This window comes from Neobacillus sp. YX16 (assembly GCF_030123505.1).
GTDB lineage: Bacteria > Bacillota > Bacilli > Bacillales > Cytobacillaceae > Neobacillus.
On record NZ_CP126115.1, the window covers coordinates 567,853 to 583,133 of the forward strand.

Here is a 15,281-nt window from a genome sequence, read left to right on the forward strand (position 1 = left end):
AGGTTAAAATCTAATTAAACGTTTGATTAAATCGGACGGTAAACTAATCAAACGTTTGATTAGATGGTCTTGAACCCTTGGGAATAGTGGGTTTTCTAATAAAGTAACCAATTGTGGAAAACTAATCAAACGTTTGATTAGAAGGCTAGGAAGTCTTGGTATTACTCGGTTTTATTGATAGTATTGGATTTGAAAGATGTTCAGGGAGGTTTTAAGAATGATTACGAATATTGCAACAGTAGCAGTTTATGTGGATGATCAGCAAAAGGCAAAGGATTTTTGGACAAACAAGGTGGGTTTTGAAGTAAAAGCAGAGTTTCCTATGGGACCCAATGCACACTGGCTGGAGGTAGGTCCACAAAATGCAGGCACGCACCTCGTCATTTATCCTAAATCAATGATGCAGGGACATGAAAACAGGATGGCTTCGATTGTGTTTGCTTGTGACAATGTCATGGAAACGTATGGAAAAATGAAAGCAAATGGAGTGTCTTTCCAAGGTGAGCCTAACACCATGCAATGGGGTACCTTTGTACAGTTCAATGATGAAGACGGTAATGAGTTTTTATTAAAGGGGTAAATTGTCGTAATATAGGTTATTATTGTAATTGTTTACCATTAACTTTGCTGTTATGATTGAAGTAGTTATAGAGAAATGGAGGTTTTCCACATGAAGTATCGCAGATTAAGATTCCAAATTTTGAACCGTTAACTAAATAACGTTCAAGCTCTGCCAGTGCGTGCGGAGTAAATGGGATTGGTCTGCCTTATTTTTAAGGAAACCTTTATTTTACGGTAGGTAAAAAAGAGGGGGCGAGTCTACCCTCTTTTTTGCTGTCTTTAAAAATAATAATGAATACGAATAATACCTGCATTAACACAGTTCAGGTATTTTCAAGCAGGGGTCCATACAAAACCAGATAAGTCATTATCGGGTATTTTTTGTATTGTCTTTTCCATTTACGTAAGCACAGGCGGGCAGTCTGTGTTTTTTATTTTTCCAAAAGGAATGGAGGAAGAAAAGATGAGAGAAAAGGCTATTTTAATAGGTGTGAATATAAATCATCAACCGGACTTTCATTATTCAATGCAAGAATTGAAGAATCTAGCTGCCGCCTGTCATATAGAAGTTGTTGGAGAACTAACTCAAAGTTTAAGTCGATTCAATAAGGCTCATTATATCGGCACAGGGAAAATAACCGAAGCCATTCAGTTCCTTGAGCAGCTGGATGCGGATGTTGTCATCTTTAACGATGAATTAACGGGTTCGCAAATTCGTAATCTTGAGGCTGACCTCAATAGAAAAGTCGTGGATCGGACGATGTTGATTTTGGATATATTTGCACAGCGTGCTAAAACGAGAGAGGCCCAGCTTCAGGTCGAAATGGCAAACCTTCAATACATGCTTCCTCGTATCGTTGGCCAACGTGAATCACTAGGTCGACAAGGAGGTGGAGTTGGCTTAATAAATAGAGGATCTGGCGAAACAAAATTAGAGCTCGACCGCAGGAAAATTGAAGAAAAGATTACAGCTTTAAAGAAGGAATTGGAGGGAATTGTCACAAAAAGGGAAACACTTCGGAATCAGCGTAAGAATAGTGGTATTCCGCTCGTTTCCTTAGTCGGCTACACAAATGCAGGTAAATCAACTATCTTAAACGCTCTGTTAAAAAGATCTAATCATTCCTTGCATAAACAGGTGTTTGAGAAAGACATGTTATTTGCTACCCTAGATACATCGGTTAGAAAAATAAAACTTCCAAATAACCAGCCATTTTTGATATCAGATACAGTTGGATTTGTAGATAAGCTTCCACATCACCTTGTTAAAGCCTTTCGTTCAACACTAGAAGAAGCAGCTAATGCGGACGTATTGATTCATGTTGTCGATTATTCGAGTCCAAATTTTCAAAAACAGATAGAAGTAACCAATCAAACGCTAAGAGAAATGGGAATTGAGAATATCCCAACGATCTTTGCATTTAATAAGGTTGATTTGACTGAAGAGGAATTTCCAGCAGTCAAGGGGAATAGGGTCTATCTTTCTGCTAAACAAAACAATGGCTTGGAAGAACTACTTGAAAGGATTACCCATCAAATTTTTAAAAATCCTATTCATTGTGAAATGCTTATTCCTTTTGATGATGGGCGATTAATCTCCTATCTTAATGAGAATGCCAATGTGCTTTCCACAAAATATGAATATAACGGCACTTTGTTATCGCTGGAATGCAACAGCAATGATTTTGAAAAATACCAGCAATATGTCATTTAAAAAGGAAAACCCCTCATTGATCGATTTTCATTGAGGGGTTTATTCAACCTTTGCGGCTATTCTTTTTTTCCGACACCATGCATGATAAATTGGATGGTCCTCTCAATTTCAAGCTCATCGTCCCAGTCCAAATGGGGAAATAGGACATAACGGGAAAACAAGAAGCCAAGAATATTAGTAATCGTTAACCTTGCTATACTTTTTGGAGGCATATCAATCAGCTGCCCTTTTTCTTGATAGCCTACGATTACTTTTTCAACCCGCTCAAATATATTTTCTGCAACGAGTTCGAAAAATTGTTCACGTAATTCTGGCTGGAAGGGAATTTCTTGAAACATAATTTTCACTACAGGTAACATCCGGATGAGAAGATCCCTTCTATTTTCTATTGTTGCCTTCAGAAAATCTTCGACGGTTTCAAATTCCCGATCTAGCACCTTATTAAAGTCCTTTACCACCAAAGGGGCAATGAATTTTGTCATCAGCGGGGCAACAATAGAAACCAACAATTCCTTCTTTGTTTTATAATGCCGAAAGATGGTTCCTTCGGCTACTCCCGCCTTTTTGGCAATCTCACTCGTTGAGGATGCGGCATATCCTTTTTCAGAAAAGGTTTCAATCGCGGCGACAATGATTTTCTTTTGCTTATCCGTTAATTTATCTTCATCAAATAACTGCTGCAGCATTAATTCTTCTTCAGTCATAGTTAACTCCTTTTTTCATAACAAAATAACAAATTATATCTTTCTATATTTTTTCAATGCTACAACATTTAAAACAATGAATACAAGGGCGAAGCCTAGCAGCACCAAAAGTTCGTCTGCGATTGCACTTATTCCCGACCCTTTATACATAACCTCTACTAAGGCACTGCCGCCATAATACATCGGCATGCATTTAGCAAGAACCTGCATCCAGCCAGCCATTGACTCAAACGGGAAGATACCTGCAAAAAAGACCTGTGGAATGATGGCAATCGGAATAAATTGCATCATTTGGAACTCTGAATTCGCGAAAGCAGATAGAAGAATACCTAGTGACAATGCCACTAAAGCCAGAGTTAAATTAATGAGCACTACATTCCAGAATGAGCCTACAAGCGTTATATCTAAAACTTTTACAGCATAGGTAACAACAATAATCGTCTGCACTACCGCGAATAAACCGTAGCCCAGTAAATAGCCAAAAACAATATCTCTTCTTAGAATAGGTGTTGCTAATAATCGTTCAAGCGTACCCGTGGTTCGTTCCCGCAGCAACGCAATCCCCGAAATTAAGAATACGAAGAAGAAAACAAAGAATCCAACTAGGATCGGGCTTAACTGATCAAAAAAGATTGTATCTTTATTTCCATATATATAGGAAGTATTTACTTCAGGTGCTTTTACCTGCTCCATCTTAATAGGAACTCCTGGCAGCTTACTCTGGATACTTTCCATGAATGTAGACAAATTTGCTGCCTGCTCTTTAGCTTTTTCTGCCGCAATTGCCTGCTGCACTTTTATTTGTAAGGCCTTTGCTGCATTAGGCTGGTCATTTGTAAGTGTCAACGAGATTTCTTCCCCAGTAAATTCCAGGATTCCATCTAAGTCTTTATCTATTAAGATGTCTTTTGTATTTACTACATCCTGCAGGACCGTAATGTCGTTATCCTTAAGTCTTTCTACTAATTTATCATCGACATTGATTACACCAAGTCTAGGATTGACGGTATTCCCAGCAAGTAGATAATTTAGTAGGGTAAGAATCAATAACGGTGCCACCATCATCAAAGCTAACGCACGTTTATCGCGCAACATTTGGTGAAATATCCGTTTAACCATAGCAACTATGCTCATAGCTGTTTACCTCCAGCCTTTAAAAATACCTCTTCTAAACTGGTAATCCCATACTGATTTTTCAATTCTGCAGGAGAACCGCTTGTGATGATTTCACCATCTCGCACCATAGCCAGCCGGTCACATTTCTCTGCTTCATCCATTACATGGGTAGTCACTAAAATCGTTTTTCCTTCGTTTTTTAAGCGATACAACTCAGCCCAAATGGACTGTCTTAACTCGGGATCTATTCCAACAGTCGGCTCATCTAAAATAAGGATTTCAGGATCCTGTATCAAGGCAACTGCCAGAGATAACCGCCGCTTCATACCTCCAGAGTAGTTCTGGACCTTCTTTTTCAAATCAGCTCTAAGATTCACTAAATCAGCTGCATAAGCAATCCGCTCTTTTTGGACATCTTTTTTAAGTTTAAAAAGGGAGGCAAAGAATGCGAGATTTTCCTCGCCGGTTAAATCGGAGTATAGGGCGTCCGCTTGGGCCATATAGCCGATTCTCTGTAAAAGCTTCAAATTAGGAACAGCTTTATTCAATACTTGGACATCGCCTTGGCTGGGCGAATCCATGCCCACGATAATCTTTACCAAGGTTGTTTTGCCTGAACCCGAAGGACCAATTAACCCGAAAATTTCTCCTGATTCTACAGTTAAGTCAATCTGATTAAGGACTAACTTTTTTCCAAAGCTTTTGCTCACATCATTTATAACTATTGTTGATACCATACTTAATCAACCCTCTCTAAAATGAGTGATTACTCACTCTAATTATAACAAATAAATACCTTAGGTCAATAGGTATCCAGATGGACGCAGCTAAAAATCTTCAACCAATATGATATACTATTCTCACATAGTATATCGGGGGTGAAGAGTTGGCACGGGAGCGGAAATTTAATACGGTAGAGTTATTTCATGAGGCGAAGCAGCTCCTTCTGCAGAATGGCTATGACGGCTTTACTTTCAGCCTTTTAGCAGATCGGATGGAAGTATCAAGGGCAGCATTATATAAATACTATGAAAATAAAGAAGAACTCATTACGGACTTTATGATTTACGAAATGGAACAATTTCTTCTTGAACTTAAGGAAATAGAAAAACTCAAAGGGTTCGAACATCAATTTGATTTTCTAATGGATTTTATTTTTACAAAAACAGAAATACATCATCTAATTAAAGCGGCAGTGCATGTTCTAGCAAGGTTGGAGCGTTCAAATGTAAATAAAGAAAAGCTCGAAAAACTTCCTTTAGAAATGTACCACTACTTAAATAGTTTTATTCTTAAAGGAAAGGAAGAGGGAAAACTAAAATCCCATATTCCAGATAGTCTTGTCGTAGGATTTATCCTTCAAAGTGTTGCCATTCCCAATCATTTTGGGATTCCCCATCAAGAATGGCTAAAATCAATAAAGGAAATCATTCGTCAGGGAATGTTCACTAATTGCTAATTGACACAAGTGTAACTTTGAAAGATAATGAAGTTGTTATTGTGTCAGTTATTTTTTATTTAAAGTTACATTGGTGTCACTTATAATATTGTGAAGGAGCTCAAAAGTATGAATTCATTCTTACAATCGGTAACTGATCGAGTTACCTCAAAAAAGGGAATGTGGATAACGCTTGGAATCTGGCTTTTAATAACCATACTGCTTTCTGTCCTTGCACCAAGTGCGAAGGAATACGAGGTATCAAGTATTGATACGATACCTGCCGATGCAAAATCGGTTATCGCCGAAGAAAAGGTTGATACCTATTTTAAAAATAATGAAGGAATACCGGCGATATTAGTTTTTCAATCGGGCGACAATAAAGTGGAATTATCCGATTTGAACCCGCTATTTGAAAATATTAATCAAGTAGAAGGAATAAAAGAATATGTTCCTTTACCTAGTATGCCGCCTCAAGCGACTGCAAGTTTCTTCTCAAAAGATCAAAGTACGCTGATTCTTCCAATAACGTTCGAATCTTCTTTAGAATCAAAGGAAATAAGGACGGCACTAGAGCAAATTGAAAAAATAGTTAAGAAAAATACAGACTTAACATTATATTCAACCGGTCCGGCAGGAATTGCGGTGGATTCTCTCAATCTCTTTTCCCGTGCTGATTTAGTTTTATTATTTTCAACAGTAGGATTAATCTTAATCTTATTAATCGTGATTTACCGATCTCCATTATTAGCTTTGATTCCGCTGTTTGCAGCAGCATTTGTCTACCAGGTAGTGAATCAGATACTAGGTTTGATGGGAAAGGGTGGATTGCTAATTAGTAGTCAAACTTTTTCAATTATGACGATTCTATTGTTTGCAGCGGTCATAGATTATTCCCTATTCGTCTTCTCGCGTTACCGTGAGGAATTGAAAAAATTTGATAGCAAATTTGAGGCGATGAAGCAGGCAATGAGAGAAACGGGGACTCCTGTTTTCTTCTCAGGAGGAACCGTTTTAGCCGCTATGCTTGTTCTGTTTTTTGCACAGTTTGGGGACTATCGTAATTTCGCACCTGTTTTCGCAGCAGCGATGTTTGTTATCATGTTGGCTTCGATTACTCTTGTTCCGGCCTTGTTTACTTTGTTTGGAAGAAAATCCTTCTGGCCTAAGATCCCAAGAGTTGGTGAGGAAAGTGTTAAATCTAGTTCCGTATGGAGTAAAATTGGCAAATTTGTTGTAAAGAAACCAGTGGTTGCAGCCTCCGCTATCGGTATCATACTATTAGCATCTGCACTTAACATGTTTAATTTGAAGTATGAATTCGATACGATGAAGTCGTTTCCGAAGGATATGCCGTCAAGGCAGGGTTATGAAATATTAGAAGAAAAGTTTGAAAAAGGTGATCTAGCTGCAACCACTGTATTGTTTGAAGCTAAAGAAGAGATTACGCCTGAACAGCAAGGTGCATTGCTTGAAACTCTTGCTGATCAAGAGCTAGTCAGTAACGTTCGTCCGAATGGTACTACAGCAGATCAAAAGGTAGTCCAATATAGTCTCACGTTTAAGGAAAGCCCATATGCGGTGGAAACCATGGATGCGTTGGAAAAGATGAGAGACAATGCTGATAAGCTGTTAGCAGAAAGTAATCTTGAGGGTGAACTTCATTTTGCAGGAGAAACAGCTAAGAAAGTGGATGACCGTGCAACAAACGACAGAGATCTTATCGTAATTGTTTTGCTTGAATCAGTCTTGATTTTTGCGATGTTAATTGTATTGACCAAATCATTTAAAATGCCGATTTATATGATGGGTACCATTTTAATTTCTTTCCTGGCGGCAGTTGGTTTAGGAATGTTCTTAAGCAGTTTGTTTTTTGATATCGATACCATCAGTAATCGTGTTCCGCTATATTCGTTTGTCTTTTTAGTGGCACTTGGTATTGATTACAATATCATTTTAATTTCAAGATTTATGGAAGAAAGAAAAAAACATTCTGTTAAAAGGGCAGTTGAAATTGCTGTATCAACCACTGGCGGTGTTATTTCTTCAGCAGGTATTATACTTGCAGCTACATTTGCTGTATTGATGACCCAGCCTATCCAATTACTGTTCGTATTTGGCTTTATCGTTGCAGTCGGTATTTTATTAGATACGTTCCTAATCCGGGGAATCTTATTACCAGCGTTAATCATATTCTTTGAAAAAGATAAATCAGCAGCAGCGAAGGATATTCAATAAAAGCAGAGTACCAAGGATCCCCATCTTTGGTGCTCTTTTTTTGGGTTTAACCTCCATTTAAAATAAAAAAAACATATAGAAATGGTGAATCCTCTGGTTTATGATAGAGTGAAAAGTATGATTTTTTTGGGTGGGAGTTCATTGTTTCTATTAGATTATATTGTAAATCTTGCAATTTTTTCACTATTGGTTAGTACTCCACTAGTTATTCGTTCCTTTATTAATCATAAGCCCATAAAACATGTCCGCCTTTTGGTAGGAATTTATGGTGGATTTGTTTCAATTATTCTCGTCATGTTATCCATACATGAGCTGGGGTATACGTACGATATCCGCTATGCACCAGTTATTCTGGTTTTTGCCTACCTTGGACCATTCGCAGGATTTATCACCGGAACATTTGGATTACTTGCAAGATTGTTCTCAAGCGGTCATTGGGATACTGCTATTACCGGCTGGGCAGCTCTGATGATTGGTTTTACCATCATCTATTATTATGTTAAAAAATTTACTCCATTAATGAAATCTATCATCTTATGTGGTTCTTATATAATCATTTATGTTGTTAATGTACCGATTATTTTCAATGTATTTAGAGATAAACCATTCTTTCATTTTCAATATATCCTGTTTGTGATGTTAGGCGTTATGCTAGGTTTATTAATGATTGAGTCCTATGTAAAGCTCCACCGATTTAATAACAGATTATCTGATATGTATAGAATGGTAGAAGCGAGTGAATCCAAATACAGGCTAATCGCTGAGAATACATCTGACCTAATTATGGTGATGGATAGAGGCCATGTTCTTACTTACTTTTCTCCTTCGCATGAAGTGGTTTTAGGATATCAATGCTGTGAACTGGAAGATGTAAAATTATGCAGGTTCTTACATCCTGATGATGTTGAACTATTTAAAACTACGATAGACAGGATGTTTGAATGCAAAGAATCAAAATTAATTGAATTTCGTCTGCACCACAAGAGTGGCCATTGGATTGAATTTGAGTCTCGGTGTGTGCCAGTAAAGGGAGATAATGATGATATTGAGCATATTGTCATCATCAGCCGAGATATTTCGGAGCGTAAACAAGCAGAAGAAATTCTCTTGCAATCTGAAAAGCTATCGATTGTCGGTGAGTTAGCAGCAGGAGTTGCCCATGAAATTCGTAATCCCCTCACAACCATCAAGGGCTTTGTACAGCTTTATAAATGGGAAAACGGAGCAGATGAAATAAATGATTTGCTCCTAAGCGAACTAGCGCGTATTGAAACGATAACAAGTGAAATGCTTACTCTTGGAAAACCACAGGCCGTTCAGCTTCATCGTACGAATATAAGAGAGCTTGTAGAGAATACCCTTGAACTTCTTTCACCGCAGGCACATTTGGAAAATATTCAATTCAATCTATGTGTGGAGGAATCGCCATTTTTCATTACGGGGGAGAAAAATCAGTTAAAGCAGGTTTTCTTAAACGTTCTAAAGAATGCAATTGAGGCAATGCCTGAAGGAGGAAACATTCACATTCATCTTCAAAAAGGTGAGGAAGGTGAATGTGTACTTACCGTTCAGGATGAAGGCTGTGGAATACCAGAAGAACTTCTCCCTCGATTAGGTGAACCTTTTTATAGTTTAAAGGAAAAAGGAACCGGACTTGGTTTAATGATTTGTAATAAAATTATAAAACAACACCATGGAAGTATTACGTACCAAAGTAAAGCACAACAAGGTACTCTGGTTGAAATTAAATTACCATTGGTCAGTTAATAAAAGAGGAGCAGCTTCCTGTCTGGGGAAGTTGCTCCTTTCTTTTGGCGCTTCCGCTTTTCTTATTGGCACGAGTCTTGCACAGTAAGGATGTGTGAGCAATAAACTCACCTATTTTTTAGGAGGTGCTGTTAGGTGAATAAAATTATTTCCTTGGATGAAGTTACTTCTTTTTTTAAAGATGGCATGAGTATTATGGCAGGTGGCTTTATGGGGGTTGGTACACCAGAGGATCTTGTATCCGCCTTGCTTGAAGCAGACGTGAAAGATATTACATTAATTGCAAATGACACCGCTTTCATTGAGAGTGGTGTGGGACCTTTAATTGTAAACCATAGAGTTAAGAAAGTTATTGCTTCACACATCGGGACCAACCCAGAAACCGGCAGGCAAATGATTGCGGGTGAAATGGAGGTAGAACTGGTACCCCAAGGAACACTTGCAGAACGTGTTCGTGCAGGCGGGGCTGGCCTTGGTGGAATATTAACTCCAACAGGTGTGGGAACCGTCGTCGAAGAAGGAAAGGAAAAGCTGACTGTAGATGGACGTGAATATCTCCTAGAAAAGCCGCTTCGTGCTGAAGTAGCCCTTCTTAAAGCATATAAAGCGGACAAATCTGGAAATTTGGTATACCACCGTTCAGCTCGTAACTTCAACCCTTTCATGGCGCTTGCTTGTGACCACGTTATCGTTCAAGTAGAGAAATTAGTGGAGGTCGGCGAAATAGACCCGGATGAGGTTATGACTCCAGGAATCCTCATAGATAAGATTTATGTTCAGGGAGGTAGAAAATAATGGTACAAACATTAGTGAATCCAAAACAAATTATCGCTGCTCGAGTGGCAAAGGAACTGAGAGACGGAGATGTAGTAAATCTTGGAATCGGCTTACCGACGATGGTGCCGAATTACCTCCCTGACAATGTAAATGTCATTCTTCAATCTGAAAATGGGTATGTCGGACTTGGACCTCTAGACGGGGATATTGATCCGGATTTGGTTAATGCAGGTGGACAGCCATCGGGGATTCTTCCTGGCGGCGCATTCTTTGACAGTGTATTCTCATTTGAGTTAATTCGCGGAGGACATGTTGATGTAACCGTACTTGGAGGGCTTGAAGCAGACGTGAAGGGAAACCTAGCGAACTGGATGGTTCCCGGAAAAATGGTTCCGGGAATGGGAGGTGCGATGGATTTAGTGACAGGTGCAAAGAAAGTCATTGTTGCTATGGAACATACAGCGAAGAATGGCTCTTCAAAAATTTTAGAAGAATGCCGCTTGCCTCTGACTGGAAAAGGTGTAGTGGATCTGATTGTGACGGAACTAGCTGTCTTTCGTATAACAGAAGAAGGGCTTGTATTAGAGGAACTTCAAGAGGGCGTAGACCTTGAAACAGTAAAAGAAAAAACGGAAGCATCCTTTAAAATTGGACCGACCGTATCATTAGACTTAGTTTCCTGAGAATAGCAAGTGTTAGAATCTTAAAGGCGGCTCCATAAATTCCGCAAATACGGAAATTTCCGGAATGCCGGAATTAACAATCATTAATATTCCGTGTTTCCGGAAAAATCATCCAGGAATGATTCCTAATTATCTAATAGTAATCTACTAGATATTAATAATTAATTAGTATAATAATAGTGAATATTACTACTATTTAGAAATCAAATGCATTTGGCATAGAACTTGCAATAATATAAATGTAAGTATTTGATGGAAACGCTTACTAAGGGGTATTTGTTTGAAACATGCAAAATAACTAAATAGGGGGATTTAAATGGATTTAATTGTTATTCTTCTGGCGCTCGGACTGCTTATGTTCGCCGCCTACCGCGGTTTTTCAGTTATTTTATTCGCTCCATTATGTGCCATTTTAGCTGTTTTATTTATTGATCCAAGTCAAGTTTTACCATTTTTCTCTGGGGTATTTATGGAAAAAATGGTTGGGTTCATCAAGTCGTACTTCCCAGTCTTCTTACTAGGAGCAATCTTCGGGAAGGTCGTTGAAATGTCAGGAATTGCGGAATCTATTGCGAAGACCATCGTTCGTATATTAGGTGCAAAACGGGCCATGTTAACGATTGTTTTACTAGGGGCAATCTTAACATATAGCGGAGTAAGCTTGTTTGTAGCAGTATTTGCTATCTATCCGTTTGCTGCTCAAATGTTCAGAGAAGCTAATATTCCTAAAAGACTTATTCCAGGTACAATTGCTCTTGGTGCATTTACATTCACCATGGATGCTTTACCAGGAACGCCGCAAATTCAAAACGTTATTCCGATTGCTTTCTTTAAAACAGACATTTATGCAGCACCAATTCTTGGTATCATTGGCGCAATCTTTGTTTTAACGCTTGGCTTATTTTACCTCGAAATGAGAAGGAAAAAGGCAGAAAAAGCCGGTGAAGGTTATTATGGCTTCGGTGCTGAGAATGCCGCAGCTTTAGCAAAAGACTTAATTGAAGAAAAAGAAGAACATGTTCCTGATTTAACCTCTAACCAATCTGTTTTAAGACAAATCTTAGCATTTGTCCCACTTATTCTAGTAGGGGTTACCAATAAACTTTTCATTACGTTTATCCCGCAATGGTATCCAAATGGTTTTGATTTTAAAGCTATTGGTTTACCATATACAATCGACGTTACAGCAAGTGCTGCCATCTGGGCTATTGAAATGGCATTAGTTGTCGGTATTCTTTCTTCACTATTATATGATTGGAAACGAGTATCTAATAAATTTAAAGAAGGTATCAACCAAAGTATTAGCGGTTCATTACTAGCAACCATGAATACTGGTGCTGAATATGGATTTGGCGGTGTTATTGCTGCACTTCCTGGCTTTACAAAAATTAGTGATGGAATTTCTACTACTTTCACAAATCCTCTGGTAAATGGTGCTGTTACAACTAGTACTCTTGCAGGTGTTACAGGTTCGGCATCTGGTGGTATGGGAATTGCGTTAGGAGCTATGGCGGATCAATACAATAAGGCAATTGCAGCAGCTAATATTCCACCTGAAGTTATGCACCGTGTTGTTGCAATGGCATCAGGCGGTATGGATACACTTCCACACAATGGTGCGGTTATTACACTTTTAGCTGTAACAGGCTTGACGCATAAACAATCCTACCGTGATATTTTTGCGATTACAATTATCAAAACAATAGCTGTATTCTTCATTATTGCTGTCTATACTTTCTTAGGTCTTGTATAAAATCAAGTAACCTTACATAGATTAGTAACTAGATATTTTAGGAGGGGCAATACATGTTAATAGGGAAAGTTGCGTTTATTACTGGTTCCGCAAGTGGAATAGGTTTGGAAATCGCTAAGACTTTTGCACAAGAGGGAGCAAAAGTGGTCATTTCTGACTTAAATAAAGAAAAGAGTGACATGGTTGCAGAAGAACTGCAAGGACAAGGATATGAAGCTTTTTCTGCTCCTTGTGATGTTACAGATGAGGAAGCATTCAAGAATGCTTTAGGCTCTGCACATAGCAGGTTTGGAAGAATCGATATTTTAGTAAATAATGCTGGACTTCAATATGTTTCTCCAATCGAGGACTTCCCTACTGAAAAATTTGAGTTTTTAGTAAAAGTGATGCTGACAGCTCCGTTTATTGGGATTAAACATGTATTCCCTATCATGAAAGAACAGGGCTTTGGAAGAGTCATCAATATGGCATCGATTAACGGTGTGATTGGTTTTGCTGGAAAGGCTGCCTATAATAGCGCGAAGCACGGAGTTATTGGTTTAACAAAGGTAGCTGCGTTAGAAGGTGCAGAACATGGAATCACTGTTAATGCTCTATGCCCAGGTTATGTGGATACACCACTAGTGAGAAATCAGCTTAAAGACTTGGCTATCACAAGAAATGTCAGTCTGGAACGTGTAATCGATGATGTCCTTCTTACACTAGTGCCGCAAAAAAGGCTGTTAGCTGTATCAGAAATTGCTGATTATGCTACATTCTTGGCTAGCGATAAGGGTAGAGGAATTACAGGTCAAGCTGTTATTCTTGATGGCGGTTATACAGTACAATAACGAAAAGAAATCCTGCTCGGTTCTCCCGAACAGGATTTCTTTTATTTGGAAAACTCTGTCCCTGAGTAAATATTGACTCATTTTGTTATACTTAACTTAAACAAACAACTAGGGTGAAAAGCTATGAAACTAGGAACGGAAAAAATCCCATATCATTGGATTGAAGAGATTATTAATCTTGCGGGTGAACGTATTGTTGTGGTTGATCGGGAAGGCGTTATTCTTTATATCAATGCAGCTTATTGTGATTTTCTAGGCACCTCGGTTGAAAAGGCTATAGGAAAGCCTGTTCAAGATATAATTGAGAACTCAAGGATGCATATCGTCGCCAAAACTGGACAAAAAGAGCTGGCCGCCCTTCATCCTATCAACGGCAGTGATATGATTGCCAACCGTTATCCTCTTATTATAGACGGTGAATTAGTAGGTGCCGTTGGAACGGTCATGTTTCGTAATCCCGAAGATTGGTTATTGTACAAGAATAAGATTCAGCATCTCGTTGAAGAAGTGAATTATTATAAAACAAAAGCAGAAAAAAACGTTAAAAGCAAATATTACTTCAGTAACCTAATTGGGAATAGTCCTTCTTTCACTGCTGTCAAAAAATTAGCAGAAAGAGTTTCTAACAGTCAATCAGCCGTTCTAATACTTGGAGAATCAGGTACGGGAAAGGAGTTGTTTGCTTCTGCCATTCACAATAATAGCACGCGTGCCTCTTTTCCTTTCGTGCCAATAAATTGTGCGTCTATTCCGGAGCATTTATTGGAATCGGAATTGTTTGGTTATGATGAGGGTGCATTTACAGGTGCCAAAAAGGGCGGGAAGAAAGGACAATTTCAAATTGCTAATCGTGGAACGATTTTTCTTGATGAAATTGGGGATATGCCGCTCGCGATGCAAAGTAAGCTATTAAGAGTCTTGCAGGAGCGGGAAATACTGCCTGTCGGTGCTCAAAAATCAATTTCTGTAGATGTTCGTATCATTGCCGCTACACATCGGAATTTAGAGGAAATGGTAGAAGAAGGAACATTTCGTCAAGATTTATATTACCGGTTAAATGTAATCAAAATTGAAATTCCCCCACTAAGAGAACGTAAAGGTGATATCGAGTTAATATCCATTAAACTATTAGAAAAGCTAGAAAGAAAGTTCTACCGGAGGGGTATCAAGCTTTCTGCTGAAGTCGTAGAGAGACTCAATCAGCATAAGTGGCAAGGGAATATTCGAGAACTCGAGAATGTTTTAGAAAGATCTATCAATGTTTTAGACGGGGACACAATAGAAATTGCACACTTGCCATTATATTTACGAGATTATGAGACAATAAGTGTTCCTAAAGTATCAAACGTGGACGAATCGGTAATCGTTGCAGACATGCCTGTTCAGTCATTGAAGGAAACACTTGCACAAGTGGAAAAACAAGCAATCCTAAATGCTCTTTCTATTGCGAATGGTAATAAGCTGGAGGCAGCAAGGTTACTTGATGTAGGGAAAACTAAATTCTATGAGAAATGTAAAATATATTCTATTCATTAAAGAGAAGGGTATCTTCCTATACGGAAGATGCCCTTCTTTGTGCGAATGGTCAAAATTTTCGTATAACAAGTAAAATTATTATTATAGTGAGGTCAAGTAAATTTGATAAGATTTTTATGAAAAGGCTTACAGGTAAAGAAGGAGAGGTGAAGGCAAGGGAAAAG

At 38.5% G+C, this 15,281-nt stretch carries 13 protein-coding genes; 10 read left to right on the plus strand and 3 right to left on the minus strand.

Annotated features, from left to right (window positions below; all coding sequences use genetic code 11):
- Positions 1–217: 217 nt before the first annotated feature.
- Both QNH48_RS02880 and hflX read left to right on the plus strand, forming a co-directional pair.
- The gene (locus QNH48_RS02880; protein ID WP_283953684.1) at positions 218–580 is read left to right on the plus strand and encodes a VOC family protein; all 363 of its coding nucleotides are present in this window, start codon (positions 218–220) and stop codon (positions 578–580) included.
- A gap of 429 nt (positions 581–1,009) precedes the next feature.
- Positions 1,010–2,275: a GTPase HflX gene (gene hflX / locus QNH48_RS02885; RefSeq protein ID WP_283955665.1), complete on the plus strand. Its 1,266-nt coding sequence runs from the start codon at positions 1,010–1,012 to the stop codon at positions 2,273–2,275.
- A gap of 56 nt (positions 2,276–2,331) precedes the next feature.
- Here hflX and QNH48_RS02890 read toward each other — a convergent pair whose 3' ends face one another.
- Genes QNH48_RS02890 through QNH48_RS02900 form a run of 3 tightly spaced genes read right to left on the minus strand, consistent with a single transcriptional unit; the run spans position 2,332 to position 4,832 of the window.
- Positions 2,332–2,979 (minus strand): TetR/AcrR family transcriptional regulator, encoded by a 648-nt coding sequence (locus tag QNH48_RS02890; RefSeq protein WP_283953685.1) that lies wholly within the window; start codon positions 2,977–2,979, stop codon positions 2,332–2,334.
- Between the two features lie 33 nt (positions 2,980–3,012).
- On the minus strand, positions 3,013–4,113 hold the full coding sequence (locus QNH48_RS02895; protein WP_095247912.1) for an ABC transporter permease: 1,101 nt from the start codon (positions 4,111–4,113) through the stop codon (positions 3,013–3,015).
- Positions 4,110–4,832, minus strand: a complete 723-nt coding sequence (locus QNH48_RS02900; RefSeq protein ID WP_283953686.1) for an ABC transporter ATP-binding protein — start codon at positions 4,830–4,832, stop codon at positions 4,110–4,112. Before QNH48_RS02900 ends, QNH48_RS02895 begins: the two co-directional genes overlap by 4 nt.
- 149 nt (positions 4,833–4,981) lie before the next feature.
- Here QNH48_RS02900 and QNH48_RS02905 point away from each other — a divergent pair, with 149 nt between their 5' ends.
- The 8 genes from QNH48_RS02905 (at position 4,982) to QNH48_RS02940 (ending at position 15,117) form a co-directional block, all read left to right on the plus strand.
- Positions 4,982–5,554 (plus strand): TetR/AcrR family transcriptional regulator, encoded by a 573-nt coding sequence (locus QNH48_RS02905; protein ID WP_283953687.1) that lies wholly within the window; start codon positions 4,982–4,984, stop codon positions 5,552–5,554.
- A 108-nt stretch (positions 5,555–5,662) separates the two neighbouring features.
- Positions 5,663–7,771 carry an MMPL family transporter gene (locus QNH48_RS02910; RefSeq protein ID WP_283953688.1) on the plus strand — a complete coding sequence of 703 codons (2,109 nt, stop codon included), beginning with the start codon at positions 5,663–5,665 and terminating at the stop codon, positions 7,769–7,771.
- 141 nt (positions 7,772–7,912) lie between these two features.
- Positions 7,913–9,538, plus strand: a complete 1,626-nt coding sequence (locus QNH48_RS02915; protein WP_283953689.1) for an ATP-binding protein — start codon at positions 7,913–7,915, stop codon at positions 9,536–9,538.
- A gap of 135 nt (positions 9,539–9,673) precedes the next feature.
- Positions 9,674–10,333, plus strand: coding sequence for an acetate CoA-transferase subunit alpha (gene atoD / locus QNH48_RS02920; RefSeq protein ID WP_283953690.1), 660 nt, complete (start codon positions 9,674–9,676; stop codon positions 10,331–10,333).
- On the plus strand, positions 10,333–10,998 hold the full coding sequence (locus QNH48_RS02925; RefSeq protein ID WP_283953691.1) for a 3-oxoacid CoA-transferase subunit B: 666 nt from the start codon (positions 10,333–10,335) through the stop codon (positions 10,996–10,998). The genes atoD and QNH48_RS02925 overlap by 1 nt, the downstream gene beginning before the upstream one ends.
- Before the next feature lie 316 nt (positions 10,999–11,314).
- Positions 11,315–12,751, plus strand: a complete 1,437-nt coding sequence (locus tag QNH48_RS02930) for a GntP family permease (protein WP_283953692.1) — start codon at positions 11,315–11,317, stop codon at positions 12,749–12,751.
- A gap of 53 nt (positions 12,752–12,804) precedes the next feature.
- Positions 12,805–13,581 (plus strand): 3-hydroxybutyrate dehydrogenase, encoded by a 777-nt coding sequence (locus tag QNH48_RS02935; protein WP_133371412.1) that lies wholly within the window; start codon positions 12,805–12,807, stop codon positions 13,579–13,581.
- 123 nt (positions 13,582–13,704) lie between these two features.
- Positions 13,705–15,117 (plus strand): sigma-54 interaction domain-containing protein, encoded by a 1,413-nt coding sequence (locus tag QNH48_RS02940; protein ID WP_283953693.1) that lies wholly within the window; start codon positions 13,705–13,707, stop codon positions 15,115–15,117.
- Positions 15,118–15,281 lie beyond the last annotated feature (164 nt).